Source organism: Rathayibacter oskolensis, from assembly GCF_900177245.1.
Lineage (GTDB): Bacteria > Actinomycetota > Actinomycetes > Actinomycetales > Microbacteriaceae > Rathayibacter > Rathayibacter oskolensis.
Window position 1 is genome coordinate 83,641 of the sequence record NZ_FXBM01000004.1, and the last position, 14,762, is coordinate 98,402.

Here is a 14,762-nt window from a genome sequence, read left to right on the forward strand (position 1 = left end):
CCGGCGGGCTACGGCCTCGGCGTGGGCGAGGAGGCGGGTCGCCACTCCGCGGCGCTGGTGTCGGGGTGAGACGAACATCATGTCGATGGAGCCCGACGGGGCGACGTCCGAGAAGCCGGCGCTCATCCTCGCAGCGTGCACCCGACCAGGCGTCGGGCCCTCGATCACCGACTCGCCCGGGCGGCCCCGGAGACCGGGCGGGCTCGGCGTCCTGACGATCGAGCCGGAGTGACGACCAGGAGGGGGCTCTCGAGCAGGAGCGCGACGTAGGCTCGATGGATCGCATTCCGGTCCCCGGTGCCCTGAACGACGTTCGGGGGGCCACGACCGAAGGACGATCTCATGATGACCCTCTCCCACACCGGCGGTTCCCTCCTGCTCGAAGATGCGACCGCCTCGGCCGTCGTGCGGTACTCGATGGCTCTCGCTCGGCATCGCGAGATGGGCACCGTCACCCTCGACGACGCCTCGACCCCCGCACCGCGCTCCCAGGTGATGCTCGTGGTGGGGCTGGGCGTGCCCCTCGCGGTCCGCACCGCCCGCCGCAACGCCGCGGCGTCGGATCGGAGCGAGTGCGGCCGGGACCTCGACGATCGCACGCAGGCGCTGAACGCGCCCCGCAACGTCGTCGCGACGACGCCGGAGGAGACGCGGGAGGACGCGGTCGCCGTCGGCGACTTCAGCTCGTACTTCGACCTGCTCTGACTCCACCACGACCGGAGGCGCTCAGAGGTGCGCGAAGGGCGAGGCGTCCGGTGCGGCGTCGATGTCGCTGAAGGCGGCCAGCGGTGAGCCTCCGGCGGGCACCCGTCTGTGTGCCGTCGGCCGGAGGCTCCGAGAGGCGTCCTCGCTGACCCGCCGGGCGAGCGCGGGATGGATGCCCTCCGGGACCGCGAGTGCGGAGACGAGCGCCTCGAGGGTGAGAGTCGAGCGGATGCGGGCCATGACGGCGTCTCCGACGGAAGGGACCCGGTCGGGAAGGGACGCGGGCTGGTTGGTCGCCCGACCGGTCGAGTCGAGGCGCACGGGTCCTGATGCGCGACGGTTCGAGGCTGGGGCGAGCGTACGCGCCGAAGGCGTCTCGTGGGGGCGCTCGGCGGCCGGATCTCGAACCGATCCGATCCGCGGCATCGACTTTCGCCCCGTCCCGTTTTCGCGGCCTGATCAGGGGTAGCCTGCGTCCCGACCCATCCGGACCTCTTCGTGTGAGCACCGGCACTCTCCCCGAGTGCGCCCGACGGCAGGACCCCACCATGGGCAGGCTCGTGTACGACTCCGATCTCGAAGCCGACTTCGAGGACCGCCTGCTGGCGCACCTGCAGGTGGTCATCGGCGCCAAGCTCGGAAAGAGCGAGTCCTTCTACTTCTCGTGGAGGGACTCCGACGACGTCGGGGGAGGGCGGACCTCGCTGTGGCTGCATCCGGCGATCGCGCTCCGGTTCACCTACCGCGCGGGCGCCCCGGCGACGATCAACCCCGAGTGGGTGCGGCGCCTGATCGCCGACTCGCACACGCCCGGCGGACTCCGCATCTCGCCGGAGCCGGCGCCTCGGGAGCCTGCGCCGCGGGAGGCCGCGCCGCTGAGGCGGGCGCCGGCGATGCGGTGACGGCGCGCCGTCGCCCGCCCGGCGCTGACGCGTGCAGCGTTCGAGAGTGTCCGGACGCCTCCTCGCAACCCCCTGTCGCCGCGGGCCGCTCCGCGGTGGGCTGGAGCATGCGCGAACTCAAGCTCGTCAGACTCGTCACTCGCCTCGAGGATGCGGCCGCCCTCGACCCGCTCGTCGGCCGGGTGCGGAAGGCGGTCAACGCGGTCATCCGTCCACAGCCCGTGCGGGACGTGCTGCACGGAGTCCCGGTCGGTCACCCGGTGCACCCGCTGCTCGTCCTCATCCCCACCGGGGCGTGGGTGTCGGCCGCGGTGCTCGATCTGCTGCCCGGCAACGAGAAGGCGGCGTGCACCCTCATCGGCGTGGGAGTGGCCAGCGTCCTGCCGACCGCCGCCACCGGCTACACCGACTGGTCGGAGCTGCACGAGCAGCAGATGCGCGTCGGGCTCGTCCACGCCTCCGCGAACGTGCTCGCGACAGCTCTCTACGCGGCGTCCTTCATCCAGCGGGTACGGGGCCGCGGCACGAGCGGGAAGGTGCTGAGCACGCTCGGGCTCGCCGTCGTCTCCGGCGGCGGCTACCTCGGCGGGCACCTGAGCTATCGGCAGGCGGCAGGGGCGAACCACACCGAGGACGTCCCGCACCGCTTCCCCACCGGCTGGCAGCAGCTCGGCCCTCTGGAGGAGCTGCCGCAGAACGCGCTCGTCAAGAGGATCGTCGCCGAGACGCCCCTGCTCGCCTACCGCCGAGGAGACAGGGTCGACGTCCTGTCGAACGTCTGCAGCCACCTGTCGGGACCTCTCGACGAGGGCGAGATCGTCGACGTCGGCGGCCCCGGCGAGGCCTGCGTCGCCTGCCCCTGGCACTCGAGCGTCTTCTCGCTCGAGACGGGCCAGGTGCTCCGCGGGCCCGCCACCTCCCCGCAGCCGCGCTTCGAGACGCGCGTCGTCGACGGCCGGGTGGAGGTGCTGCTGCCGAACGCGGGCTGACCGCGATTCCCCGGGTCCGGCACGCTCGCTGGACCGAAGCCCCTCCACGGTGATGTCGATCGGATCCGAGAACGGCGAGTTCCTCGACAACCGCTCCCTACCGCCCAGAAGGAGCGACGTCGGAGCGGCACAGCCGTCATCCCGGGACGGACACGAGGGCCAGCGCGGGCTGCAGGGCCGCCCGCCGCACGACGAGCGAGGTGTGCAGGGCCGCGATGGTCGACTCCGCACCCCTGTTCTCGTTGCGGCCGTGACGCTCGAGGCCGTCGTAGCCGGCTCCGGTGCCCGGGTCGATCATGAGGGTGTCGGAGTCGTTGACGCCGTGGAACCACGCCCAGCACGAGGCCAGACCGTCGCGCCAGAGCGGATCGTCGTCGAGGGTCAGCGCCCGCGCGCAGGCGGCCGCGATCGCCGCCACCTCGATGGCCTGCTGGTCGAAGAGCACGCCGCGCTCGTGGGGACCGCGACCCGCCGCCCCGGTCACCGACAGCCGGTCCTCGCGCGTCTCGAGCTCGAGCAGGAACGCCAGCGCCGCGAACCCGCGCGCGAGGAGCGGGGGATCGTGCAGCGCCTCGCCGGCGACGAGGAGCGCCTCGGGGATGCAGCCGTTCGCGTAGCGCAGGCGCGCCTCGGGCCACGGCCACGCCGGGTCGGTGCCCACGAGCAGCATCGGCACGGCGTCGCGGAGGAGCCGCGCGGCGGCCGCCGAGAGAGTGCCCATCTCGGCCACCTCGGCCGCGCCGAGCACCGCGAACGTCATCGAGCGGAGGTCGGGCGAGCGCTGCTCGGCCACGTGGAGGAAGAGCCTCCTCGCGCGGAGCCGGGTCAGCGGCAGCTCTGCGCTCGCCGCGGTGACGCCGGCGGCCCAGACGGTGCGGCCCCACCAGTCGCCGACCGATGACTCGTCGGCCCACTCGCCCTCGGGCGACATCCGGTTGTGGACGGTGCCGTCCGCCTCCGTCGCCGCCTCGAGGAACCGCAGGTACTGCTCGGTCAGGCGGCGGGTGCTCGCCGACTGCTCCGGCTCCTGGACGACGACGACCAGCGCTCGGGCGACGTCGTCGACGCAGTAGCCGTGCTCGGGCCGGGGCTCGTCGAGCAGCGCGTGCTCGAAGAGGCCCTGCGCGTCGGTGAGCGTGTCGAGATGGAAGTAGGGGAGCGGCGGGCCGGTCACGCCGCACGCTCGTGTCGGAGGCGCTCGGCCAGCGCGAGGAAGCGGCCGGCGGCCTCGGGCCACGACACGGCGGCCGGGGCGGAGAGCGCGACCGCGGAGCCGAGGAGCACGTCGCGGAGGGCGGCGGCCATCGCGGCGGGATCCTGGTGGGCGACGGCGCGGCCCTCGTCGAGCAGCTCGAGCGCGTGCGGGAACGCCGTCGCCACGACGGGCTTGCCGGCGGCGAGCGCCTCGACGAGCACGCCCGAGGTGACCTGGTTGCGCGAGTCGTACGGCAGCAGGACGGCGTCGGCGACGGCGACCGCCGCGGCGAGCTCCGCCGGGTCGAGGTAGCGGCCGTCGAGCACGACGTCGCCCTCGAGCCCGAGCTCGGTGACGAGCGCCGCGAGCGACTCGCGGTAGGCCTCGCCCTGCGACGCGACGACCTTCGGGTGCGTCTGCCCGTGCACGGTGTACTGCGCCCGCACTCCGGAGTCGCGCAGCTCGGCCATCGCGCGGATCGCCCACTCGATGCCCTTGCCCGGCCCGATGAGGCCCCAGGTGATGATCTGCGGGAGCTCGCTCGGGGCGCGGTCGGCGTCGCGGGTCCAGACGGGCACTCCGTGCTCGATCACTCCGACCTTGCGGGCGTCGACGCAGTAGCGGCGGCCGAGGATCTCGCCTGCGACGGCGGTCATGACCACGACGGCGTCGGCGAGGGCGGCGACCCGCTCGAGCACGAGGCGCTGGTTGTCGCTCGGCGTCTCGAGGACCGTGTGGAGCACGACGATGACCGGAACGATCAGCTCCTCCATCACGGCGATCACATCGGCGCCGTCGGGGCCGCCGAAGATGCCGTACTCGTGCTGGATCACGGCCACGTCGGCGCGGTTCAGCGCGGCCGCGGCTCCCGTGATGCCGGCGGGGTCGTCGGCGACGAGCTCGGCGACGACCTGCCTGCCGGGCTTCGGTGCGGCAGACCCCGGCACGGCCAGCTCGTCCATCACGCGGACCGTGCTGATCGATGCTCCGTGCTCGGTGACGAGGGCCTCGGCGAGCGCCTCGGAGAAGGTGGCGAGCCCGCAGCGGGTGGGCGGGTAGGTCGACAGGAGGCCGACGGAGGTTCCGCTCGAGGGGATGCCCCGTGATGCGCGAGGGTGAGGGTGCTCCATGCTGACTCCAGCCACAGTGGTGCGGGCCGCTCCCCGCCGGTGGGCGAGGGTGTCCGCGAGCGGTCGAGACGTCTGCCGGTCGGCACCTCCCGAGGGATCGCTGCTCGCGGATCCGGTCCACGCCGGACGTGCCGGTCGTGAGTAACGGCACCCTAGTGGGGGTGGGTGAACGGGCGGGGGTGGCCTTCGCTTTCCGGATACCGGCTCCGGGGCCGGTGTCGTGTCAGGCGCGCACCCGACCCGCCGCGACCACCACGGCCACGAGCCCCGCGCAGACCAGCGCCAGCCCCACCAGCACGCCGCCCACGCCGAGCGGCTCGGCGAGCAGCACCGTCGCGAGCGCGAGCGCGACGGCCGGCAGCACGAGGCGCGCCGGCATCGGGTGCTCCGACCCGAGCGGGGAGTGCACCGCCCACAGCAGCAGGAGGTAGGCGGCGACCGGGACCGCGACGGTCGCGCCGATCACGCTGTTCGACGCCTCCAGGTGGCCCGAGGTCGCCGCCACCGAGGCCTCCAGCCCCGAGCCGAGGGCGGCGAGCGCCGCGAAGACGCCGAAGTGCACGTACCCCCAGAGATACGAGAGGTTCCGCCTCCGCTCGAGGAGCTCGCCGGAGGGGTGCACGTAGTAGATCCACCACAGCGCGAAGACGATCACCAGCGCGCACGCCGAGACGAGGACGAGCGACGGGCTGACTCCGGCCTCGCTGACGGCGCTCTGCACCCCGGTCACCGCGGCGAGCACGCTCTCGCCGAGCAGGATGATCGTGAACAGCCCGTAGCGCTCGGCGATGTGGTGCGGATGCCAGCTCGGCTCGCCCGCCCGCGCCGCCCACAGTGGCACGCTGATCTCGAGCGCGGCCAGCACGAGGAAGCTCGAGATCGCGAACTCCTCGGGCAGCAGGAGGCGCAGCAGCCAGGCCACCTGGACGACCGAGAACCCGACCGCGCTGCGCAGGGCCGAGAGGCGGTGCTCCGGAGTCGACACCGCGACCCTGAGCCACTGGACGACGAGCGAGAAGCGCATGATCGCGTAGCCGATCGTGATCGCGGCGAAGTCCCCCTCTTCGAAGGCGGCGGGGACGCCCGCGGCGAGCACGAGCACGCCGCCCATCTGCGCGAGGGTCAGCAGCCGGTAGGGCACGTCGTCGGTGTCGTAGCCGGAGGCGAACCAGGTGAAGTTCATCCACGCCCACCAGATCGCGAAGAAGACCATCGCGAACGGGAGGACGGTCTCGGCGAGATGCCCCTCCTCGATCGCATGGGCGAGCTGGACGACGATCTGCGCGACGGCCACCACGAAGGTGAGGTCGACGAGCAGCTCGAGCGGGCTCGAGACGCGGTTCGCCTCGTCGATCGGCCGCGGCTGCATCCTCACGCGGAGGGGGCGCAGGGCGGTCATGCGGCGAGAGGGCGGGTCGTCTGCATGCGCCCATCCTGCACCGCGGGCTCGAGCCTCCGGAAGTCGTCGTCCTCGAGGGTCGAGCCTCCAGGAGTTGTCGTACTCGAGGGTCGAGTACGACGACTCCTGCGCACTCGTGCGCGCGGGCCGGCCGTGTACCGTCGCAGCCATGCCCTGGGGACGCGCGTACTTCGCCGCGCAGGCCCTCGGGGGTGCCGCGTGGTGGATCGCGGTCGCGCTGTCGCCGTTCGTCCGCACCGCGACACTCGGCTCGCTCGAGCCGCTGCCGATCGCCGCCCTCGACCTGCCGCTGTTCGTCGGCGCCTCCGCCCTGGCCGCTCTCGGCGTGCGCTGGGCGGCACGGCTCGCGACCGGGTGGACCCTCCTCGTCGCGATCGCGCTCGCCGGCTACGCCACCGTGACGACGGAGGCGGGCTGGGGCGTCCTCGTGATGCTCGCGGCGGCAGGCGGCTCGCTCGCCGCACTCTGCCTCGTGACGCTCGGTCGCATCCCGACCCGCTGGATCGCCTCCGGCCCGTTCGCGTTCCGGCTCGCCTCCTCCGGGCGCTCGCCGCTGGCGCACCTGGCCGCGACCCTCGCGCAGATCGTCGTGTTCTGGGGAGGCGCTCTCGCCGTGATCCCGATCGCGATCGCGGCCCTGGAGGCGCGCTGGGTCGTCGCGCTCCCGTTCCCGTCGCTCGCTTGGCCGTTCGGCGCGGTGCTGCTCGTGCTGGCGAGCTCGCTGGGCATCTGGTCGGCGCTGTCGATGTCGCTGCTGGGCGACGGGACTCCGCTGCCGAGCGCCATGCCGAACCGGCTGGTGATCGCGGGTCCCTACCGGTGGGTGCGCAACCCGATGGCGGTCGCGGGGATCACCCAGGGCGTCGCGGTCGGTCTGCTGCTGTCGTCGTGGCTGGTCGTCGCCTACGCGCTGCTCGGGTCGGTGCTCTGGAACTACGCCGTCCGCCCGCTCGAAGAGGCCGATCTCGAGGCGCGCTTCGGGGAGTCGTTCCGGCGGTACCGCGACCGGGTGCGCTGCTGGGTGCCGCGGGTGCCCGCTCCGCGCGAGTAGTCGCGCTCGAGGGCGCATCGCGCTCGCGGTCTGCCCGCAGCATGGAGAGCACCGACGCATTGATCCTGTGATAGTGCGCTAACTCGTCACTGGAAACGAGGCGGCGCAAGAAGCGACTGTCGTGTGCGCTCCGGAAAAATCCTGATCGGAGGCATTTTTGTAGCTCACGATGTCGAGTGCGATCCGGCTCGACGTCGGCGAATGCGAGATCGAGCGCCCCTAGTGCTCGCGGTGATAGTGCGCTAACATCGCCGTCATCCACCTCACAACAAAGGAGTTGACGTGACTGAGCCATACACCGTCGTTGCCCTCTCGCCCCTGCAGATCCCGATCGTCGAGCCGGAGGACGCGGTCCGCAACACGAAGCGCATCATCGGCTTCATGCGCACCGCCGTCGGCATGGCCTCGACCGAGGGCTACCCCGTCAAGCTCGTGGTGATCCCCGAGATGGCGATCCAGGGCATGCACATGGCCTTCAAGGCCGGCGACCGCGACGCCGAGAAGAAGTTCGCGCGCACCATCCCCGGCCCCGAGACCGACGAGCTCGCGAAGGCGGCCCGCGAGCTGAACACCTACATCGCCGGCGAGCTCTACCTCGTCGCCGACGACGACTTTCCCGGCCGCTACTTCAACGTCGCGTTCATGATCGACCCCTCGGGCGAGGTCGTGTACCGCCGTGCGAAGGCCACGAGCGACGGATTCGAGGGCGGCACCCTGGGAACCACCAACCCGCACGACCTCTGGGACGAGTGGGTCGAGAAGAAGGGCGGCGGAGACGCGCTCGAGGCGATCTACCCCGTCGCCAAGACGCCCGACATCGGCAACATCGGCTACGTGATCTGCCACGAGGGCGCGTACCCCGAGATCGCCCGCGGCCTGGCCATGAACGGCGCCGAGGTCATCATCCGCGCCACGCTCATCGAGCCGCAGACGATGAACGGGATGTGGGAGGTGCAGAACCGCGCCCACGCGATGTTCAACAACGCCATCGTGGTCGCGCCGAACCTCGGCCCCGAGCTCGGCCCCGACGGCGTGCTCAACGACCTCTTCGGCGGCCAGTCGATGATCGTCGACCACAAGGGCAAGATCATCGTCAAGCAGGACGGTCTGACCCCGGGCGACAGCTTCGTCAGCACGGTGATCGACATCGACGCCCTGCGCCGCGCCCGCCAGTCGAACGGCGTCTTCAACGGGTTCAAGGACCTGCGCACCGAGCAGTACGCGGCGATCTACGCGAAGCCGATCTACCCGAAGAACCAGTACCTCGACGCCCCGCCGGAGGCCGGCTGGCTCGACCGCGAGCGCGCCACCCGCCAGCGCAACATCGATCTGCTCATCGAGCGCGGTGTGTTCACGGCGATCGACGTGCCTGCTGCGAACGAGCTGCAGGCCGACGAGGAGACGCTGCAGCTCCAGGACTCGAACGTCTAGCTGCCCGACCGCGGCCGCTGGATGACCGCGCAGCCGCGCACGTACGCCCGGGCCGCCGCTCCCCACGGCGGCCCGGGTACCACCCACTGCACTCCCGATCACCCTCACAACGAAGTGGAAGGCACGATCATGCCCAGAAACACCCGTCCCCGACGCCTGCTCGTCGGCACCACGCTCCTCCTCACCGCCGCCTTCGCGCTCACCGGCTGCCGCGCCGACACCGCCGCCTCCTCCGAGGACAAGGCGAGCGGCGAGGGCCTCGTCATCGGCTGGAGTCAGCGCGGCATCAGCGGCAGCGACTGGTGGAAGACCCTGGTCGAGGGCGGCCAGGCCGAGGCCGACAAGCTGGGCGCCACCATCCAGCTCCTCGACGCGAACGGCGACACGGTCCGTCAGAACTCCGACGTGCAGACCCTCGAGACGAAGAACGTCGACGTCGTCATCATGAACCCCAACGACCCGATCGGGGTCGGCCCCTCCGTCGCCTCCCTCGCCGACGCCGGGATCCCGCTGGTGACCGTCAACTCGAGCCTCGACGCCTCCCTCGTGCCCGACATGTTCTGCTACGTCGCCGAGGACCAGGGGTACACCGGGTCGCTCGCCGGGACCGAGGCGGCGAACCAGGCGCTCGAGCGCTTCGACGGGAAGCCCGTGAAGATCGTCGGCATCGGCGGATTCCCGGGCGACGTGCTCAGCGACCTCCGCTTCAATGGCTTCAAGGAGGGCTTCGACGCCGTCATGGCCGAGCACCCCGACATCGAGGTCACCTACCTCGACACGAAGTACGGCGAGTGGAAGCCCGACAAGGCGCTCGACCCGATCCGCGACGCGGCCACCGCGAACCCCGACCTCAACATCGTCTACAGCATGAGCGACGTCATGAACGGCGGCGTCGTCCAGGGCCTCCAGCAGGCCGGCCTCTGGGGCCCCGACGTCCTCCTCGCCAGCTACGACGGAGGAATGGTCTCGGTCAAGCAGATGGTCGACGACCCGACCGGACCGCTGATCGCGACGGCCTCCAACCAGCCGTGGGACCAGGGTGCCGAGGCGGTGCGCATGGCCGTCGCCGCGTACAACGGCGACACCGCGGCCTGCCCCGACAAGACGCTCTACATCGACACGACGGTCGTGACACCGGCGAACGCGGCGGACTACTACATCGCCGAGGACACCTACGTGCGCGCCAAGGACGACGAATGAGCACCGCGCCGACCGCGGACGGCGAAGGCGCCCGGGCCCTCGACGACCGCCCGGTCGAGCTCCTCCTCCAGGGGATCACCAAGAGCTACCCCGGGGTCCAGGCCCTCAAGGGCGTCAGCTTCGCCGTCCGGCGCGGGAGCATCCACGCCCTGGCGGGTCAGAACGGGGCCGGCAAGTCGACGCTCGTCAAGATGATCTCGGGTGCCGAGACCCCGGATGCGGGAGTCATCACACTCGACGGAGTCGCCCAGCGGTTCCGCGATCCCGCCGACGCGCAGGCCGCGGGCATCCACACGATCTACCAGGAGCTCAGCCTCGTGCCGTCGCTGACGGTCGCCGAGAACATCTTCCTCGGGCAGCTGCCGCTCACGGCCGGCCGCGTCGACTGGGCGCGGATGAACGCCGAGGCCCGCACCGCCCTCGCGCGAGTGGGCTTCGATCTCGACGTGCGGCTGCCGGTCTCGAGCTTCTCGGTCGCCGAGCAGCAGGCGGTCGAGCTGGCGAAGGCCCTCCGCAAGAACGCGCGGGTGCTGCTGCTCGACGAGCCGACCTCGACCCTCCCGCGACCCGACGTGCTGAAGCTCTTCACGGTGCTGCGCAAGCTGGCCGCCGAGGGCGTGACGCTGATCTTCATCTCGCACCGGATGGACGAGGTCTACTCGCTCTGCGACTCCGTCACCGTGCTGCGCGACGGGGTCGCCGCCGCGAGCATGACCACGGCCGACAGCTCGCCCTCCGACGTCGTGACGGCGATGATCGGCAAGAGCCTCGAGGGCTCGATCGCCGACGCCGCCCTCCGCGGGGAGCGCAGCCCCCGGCTGGGCTCCGGCGGGGGCGACGAGGTCCTCCTCTCGGTCTCGGGTCTCGGTGAGGAGGGCCGCGTCGAGGACGTCTCGTTCGAGCTCCGCCGCGGCGAGGTGCTCGGCATCGCAGGCCTCATCGGCAGCGGGCAGTCCGAGCTGGCGGGTCTGCTCGCCGGCGCCCGGAGGAAGACCTCGGGGCGGATGAAGGTGGCCGGTGAGAAGGTCAGCTTCTCGTCGCCCCGGGACGCCATCCGGCACGGGATCGGACTGCTCCCTCAGGACCGCAAGGCGCAGGGCTTCGTGCCCGACCTCGGTGTGGCGGCGAACATCACGCTCGCCAGCATGCCGATGTTCAGCCGCTTCTCGGTGATCGACACCCGGCGCGAGCGCCGAGTGGCCCTCGACATGATCGAGCGCCTCGGGATGAAGGTCTCGAGCGTCAACCAGTCGATGAAGACCCTGAGCGGCGGCACGCAGCAGAAGGGCATCCTCGCCCGCTGGCTCGTGCGCTCCTCCTCGCTGCTCGTCTGCGACGAGCCGACCCGCGGCGTCGACGTCGGCGCGAAGGAGGACATGTACGAGCTCCTGCGTGCCTTCGCGTCCTCCGGCGGCACCGTGATCATCGCCAGCTCCGAGATCTCGGAGGCCATGATGTGCGACCGCGTCCTCGTCATGGCGGGCGGCCGCGTCGTCGCCGAGTTCGAGCACGACGACATCGATCCGCGCGGCACCGCGCTCCTCGAACGCCTCGCCTGACCGGCGACCCCACCTCCGGCGCTGCCGGGCCCCTCACGACCTCAAGGATGAGACGACCATGCCCAAGAACACCCTCGAACGGCCGCCCGCTTCGCGGCGACCCGACACCTCCTCCTTCGCGGCGGTGACCGAGCGACCGGCCTCCGCGGCCGGGTCGCTCGCCCGCCGCATCCTCCCCAAGAGCTACCTCGTGCTCGTGCTGGTCGCGATCATCGTCGTGGGCTACTACGTGTCGGCCGACTTCCTGACGCTGCGCAACGCCGAGAACGTCATCGCGGCGGCCTCGATCGTCGCGGTCCTCGCGGTGGGCCAGTTCTTCGTGGTCCTCACCGGAGGCATCGACCTGTCGGTCGGGTCGACGCTCGCCCTGTCGACGGTGGTCGTCGCCCTCACGCTACAGTCGGGGCTCTCGGCCGAGCTGTCGGCGGCCCTCACGCTGCTCTGCTGCGCGGCGGCCGGGTTGATCAACGGCCTCCTGATCGTGTGGCTGCGCATCCCGCCGTTCATCGCGACCCTCGCGATGATGAGCGCGATCAAGGGCTTCAGCTACATCATCCAGTCGACGAGCCTGATCCAGATCCTCGACGAGCGCTTCATCGACGAGTTCTCCCGCGCCGAAGTGCTGGGGGTCCGCAGCCCGGTGCTCATCTTCATCGTCGTCGCGGTGCTGGCCGGACTGGTCGCGCGGTTCACGACGTTCGGCCGGTCGCTCTACGCGATCGGCGGCAACCCCGAGGCGGCCCGCCTGTCGGGTCTGCCGGTCGCGCGCAACCTCATCATCACCTACACGATGTCGGGACTGCTCGCCGGCCTCGCCGGCCTGATCGCCGCCGCGCAGCTGCGGCAGGGCTCGTCGCTGATCGGAGTCGGCTACGAGCTGGACGCGATCGCCGCGGTGGTCGTCGGCGGAGCATCGCTGATGGGAGGCAAGGGCGACCCGATCAGCGCTGTGATCGGGGTCTTCGTCCTCGCGACGATCATCAACATCATGAACCTCGTCGGCATCTCGTCGGAGCCGCAGCTGGTGATCAAGGGCGGGGTGATCATCATCGCGGTGTTCCTCTCGAGCGCCGGAGGAGTCGCGCGCATCGGTGCCTTCTTCGCCAAGCACGGTCCCCGTCGCCGCGTCGCCCGGGCGAGCTGAGCCGATGTCCAGGCCCGCGGAGGCACCGGGGGGCGGCCGCGGGGCCCGGATGGTCGACGTCGCACGGCTGGCCGGGGTCTCGCAGCAGACGGTGTCCCGCGTCGTCAACGGCTCGCACAACGTGACCCCCGAGATCCGGGAGCGCGTCGAGCGCGCGATCGGCCAGCTGCGCTACCGCCGCAATCCCGCGGCCCGGGCGCTCGCCGGCCGGAGGTCGATGAACATCGGGATCGTCAGCTTCGGGCTCGCCCAGTACGGGCCGTCCGTCGCCCTCACCGGCATCGCCGACGAGGCACGGCGGTCGGGCTATGCGACCAACCTCGTCACCCTCGGGGCGGTCGACCGGTCGAGCATCCGAGCGGCCCTCGATCACCTCGTCGCCGACCTCGTCGACGGGATCGTGGTCCTGGCGCCGCTGACCTCGGCCGTCCACGCGATCGACGGGTTCGAGGCGGCGGTACCGCTCGTCGCCTTCGAGCCGGGGGGAACCCCCTCCGGAGCGACCGTCGTGACGGACGAGGTGGCGGGGGCGAGGCTCGCGACCGAGCACCTCCTCGGACTCGGCCACCGGACGGTGCACCACCTCGCCGGTCCCAGCGGCTGGCTCGCCACGGACGCGCGGATCAGGGGCTGGTCGACGGCGCTCAGCGCGGCCGGCCGCCCCCACAGCCCCACCGTCGTCGGCGACTGGTCCACCTGCTCGGGCTACCGCGCCGGCACCGAGCTCGCGGCCGACCCGGAGCTCACGGCGGTCTTCGCCGCCAACGACCAGATGGCGCTCGGCCTGCTCGCGGCGCTGGCCGACGCCGGACTCCGGGTCCCCGCCGACGTCAGCGTCGTCGGCTTCGACGACATCCCCGAGGCGCGCTACTTCCGCCCCGGCCTGACGACCGTGCGCTTCGACTTCGAGGCGGTCGGCCGGCTGGCCGTCGACCGGATCCTCGCCCTCATGGGCTCCGACGACGCGGACCACGTCGTGATCCCGCCCGTCGGCGCCACCCTCGTGACCCGGCACAGCGCCACCCCTCATCAGCCTCACCACACTCGACGAAGAGAGAGACGACCATGACCATCGACAGCACCGCAGCGAGCCTGCGCCCCTTCGGCCGCACCGACCTCACCGTCTCGAGCATCTGCGTCGGGACGAGCGCCCTCGGCAGCTTCCCGGCCCAGTACGGCTACGAGGTCAGCGAGGAGGTCGCCGTGGCGACCATCCGCCGGGTCTTCGACGGCCCGTTCACCTTCATCGACACCTCCAACGAGTACGGCGGAGGCGACAGCGAGCGCCGGATCGGAGCCGCGATCCGCGAGAACGCGGGCGTCCCCGACGGCGTCGTGATCGCGACGAAGGTCGACCCGCTCCCCGGCTCGAGCGACTTCTCGGGAGACCGGGTGCGCCGCTCCGTCGAGGAGAGCCGCGAGCGCCTGGGCCTGGACACCCTTCCGCTCGTCTACCTGCACGACCCCGAGAAGATCAGCTTCGACGAGGGCACGGCTCCCGGCGGGCCGCTCGACGCGCTGATCCGCCTCCGCGACGAGGGCGTCATCCGCTACCTCGGAGTGGCGGGCGGCCCGATCGACCTCGAGCTGCAGTACCTGGCCACCGACGCGTTCGACGCCGTCATCAGCCACAACCGCTACACGCTGGTCGAGCAGACCGCGGCTCCGCTCCTCGACGACGCCCGCGAGCGCGGTGTCGCCTTCGTGAACGCCGCCCCGTTCGGCGGAGGCATGCTCGTGAAGGGCCCCCGCGCCGTTCCGCGCTACTGCTACGCCCCCGTGGGCGAGCGCACGATCGCGCGCGTCCTCGAGATGGAGCGGCTCTGCGCCGACTTCGGCGTCCCCCTGGCCGCCGCGGCGCTCCAGTTCTCGACGCGCGACCCTCGGGTCGCCTCGACGATCGTCGGCATGTCCGAGCCCGCCCGCATCGACCAGACCCTCGCCCTCGCCGAGACCGCGATCCCCGACGAGCTCTGGGACGCGCTGCTCCCGCTCGCCGCGGTCGGCCGCGACGGCATCGAGAAGTGACCCGCAGG

General features: G+C 71.7%; 14 protein-coding genes and 1 pseudogene. 10 read left to right on the plus strand and 5 right to left on the minus strand.

Going from position 1 to position 14,762, the window contains the following annotated elements:
• Positions 1-435, minus strand: a pseudogene (locus B9Y99_RS19415) (GNAT family N-acetyltransferase); the annotation flags it as partial.
• Between B9Y99_RS19415 and B9Y99_RS17540 the strand changes: the two are divergent.
• Complete coding sequence (locus tag B9Y99_RS17540) at positions 343-705, plus strand: hypothetical protein (protein ID WP_085477944.1); 363 nt, start codon at positions 343-345, stop codon at positions 703-705. The pseudogene B9Y99_RS19415 and the gene B9Y99_RS17540 overlap by 93 nt on opposite strands.
• Before the next feature lie 21 nt (positions 706-726).
• Here the strand turns inward: B9Y99_RS17540 and B9Y99_RS17545 are convergent, their stop codons facing one another.
• Complete coding sequence (locus B9Y99_RS17545) at positions 727-945, minus strand: hypothetical protein (RefSeq protein ID WP_129588123.1); 219 nt, start codon at positions 943-945, stop codon at positions 727-729.
• Between the two features lie 308 nt (positions 946-1,253).
• Here B9Y99_RS17545 and B9Y99_RS17550 point away from each other — a divergent pair, with 308 nt between their 5' ends.
• A complete protein-coding gene (locus tag B9Y99_RS17550) occupies positions 1,254-1,607 on the plus strand; it encodes a DUF7882 family protein (RefSeq protein ID WP_085477946.1) in 354 nt (117 codons plus the stop codon).
• Positions 1,608-1,714: 107 nt separating this feature from the next.
• Positions 1,715-2,596, plus strand: a complete 882-nt coding sequence (locus B9Y99_RS17555) for a Rieske (2Fe-2S) protein (RefSeq protein ID WP_085477947.1) — start codon at positions 1,715-1,717, stop codon at positions 2,594-2,596.
• 136 nt (positions 2,597-2,732) lie between these two features.
• On the opposite strand, the gene B9Y99_RS18940 is transcribed toward B9Y99_RS17555, so the two are convergent.
• The 3 genes from B9Y99_RS18940 to B9Y99_RS17570 form a co-directional block, all read right to left on the minus strand.
• Positions 2,733-3,770 carry a hypothetical protein gene (locus B9Y99_RS18940; protein ID WP_085477948.1) on the minus strand — a complete coding sequence of 346 codons (1,038 nt, stop codon included), beginning with the start codon at positions 3,768-3,770 and terminating at the stop codon, positions 2,733-2,735.
• Entirely contained in the window at positions 3,767-4,921 is a 1,155-nt protein-coding gene (locus B9Y99_RS17565; protein ID WP_085477949.1) for a glycosyltransferase, read from the minus strand. The genes B9Y99_RS18940 and B9Y99_RS17565 overlap by 4 nt, the downstream gene beginning before the upstream one ends.
• A gap of 223 nt (positions 4,922-5,144) precedes the next feature.
• On the minus strand, positions 5,145-6,320 hold the full coding sequence (locus tag B9Y99_RS17570) for a low temperature requirement protein A (protein ID WP_244275045.1): 1,176 nt from the start codon (positions 6,318-6,320) through the stop codon (positions 5,145-5,147).
• 169 nt (positions 6,321-6,489) lie between these two features.
• Here B9Y99_RS17570 and B9Y99_RS17575 point away from each other — a divergent pair, with 169 nt between their 5' ends.
• The 7 genes from B9Y99_RS17575 to B9Y99_RS17605 all read left to right on the plus strand — a co-directional run bounded on the left by B9Y99_RS17575 (position 6,490) and on the right by B9Y99_RS17605 (position 14,754).
• Positions 6,490-7,392 carry a methyltransferase family protein gene (locus B9Y99_RS17575; RefSeq protein WP_085478098.1) on the plus strand — a complete coding sequence of 301 codons (903 nt, stop codon included), beginning with the start codon at positions 6,490-6,492 and terminating at the stop codon, positions 7,390-7,392.
• Positions 7,393-7,674: 282 nt separating this feature from the next.
• A complete protein-coding gene (locus B9Y99_RS17580; RefSeq protein ID WP_085477950.1) occupies positions 7,675-8,823 on the plus strand; it encodes a nitrilase-related carbon-nitrogen hydrolase in 1,149 nt (382 codons plus the stop codon).
• Positions 8,824-8,952: 129 nt separating this feature from the next.
• On the plus strand, positions 8,953-10,023 hold the full coding sequence (locus B9Y99_RS17585; RefSeq protein ID WP_085477951.1) for a sugar ABC transporter substrate-binding protein: 1,071 nt from the start codon (positions 8,953-8,955) through the stop codon (positions 10,021-10,023).
• Positions 10,020-11,582: a sugar ABC transporter ATP-binding protein gene (locus B9Y99_RS17590; RefSeq protein ID WP_085477952.1), complete on the plus strand. Its 1,563-nt coding sequence runs from the start codon at positions 10,020-10,022 to the stop codon at positions 11,580-11,582. Before B9Y99_RS17585 ends, B9Y99_RS17590 begins: the two co-directional genes overlap by 4 nt.
• A 58-nt stretch (positions 11,583-11,640) precedes the next feature.
• Complete coding sequence (locus B9Y99_RS17595) at positions 11,641-12,726, plus strand: ABC transporter permease (protein WP_085477953.1); 1,086 nt, start codon at positions 11,641-11,643, stop codon at positions 12,724-12,726.
• A 49-nt stretch (positions 12,727-12,775) separates the two neighbouring features.
• Positions 12,776-13,795 carry a LacI family DNA-binding transcriptional regulator gene (locus B9Y99_RS17600; RefSeq protein WP_085477954.1) on the plus strand — a complete coding sequence of 340 codons (1,020 nt, stop codon included), beginning with the start codon at positions 12,776-12,778 and terminating at the stop codon, positions 13,793-13,795.
• Positions 13,792-14,754, plus strand: coding sequence for an aldo/keto reductase (locus B9Y99_RS17605; RefSeq protein WP_085477955.1), 963 nt, complete (start codon positions 13,792-13,794; stop codon positions 14,752-14,754). The genes B9Y99_RS17600 and B9Y99_RS17605 overlap by 4 nt, the downstream gene beginning before the upstream one ends.
• The last annotated feature ends 8 nt before the right edge of the window (positions 14,755-14,762 follow it).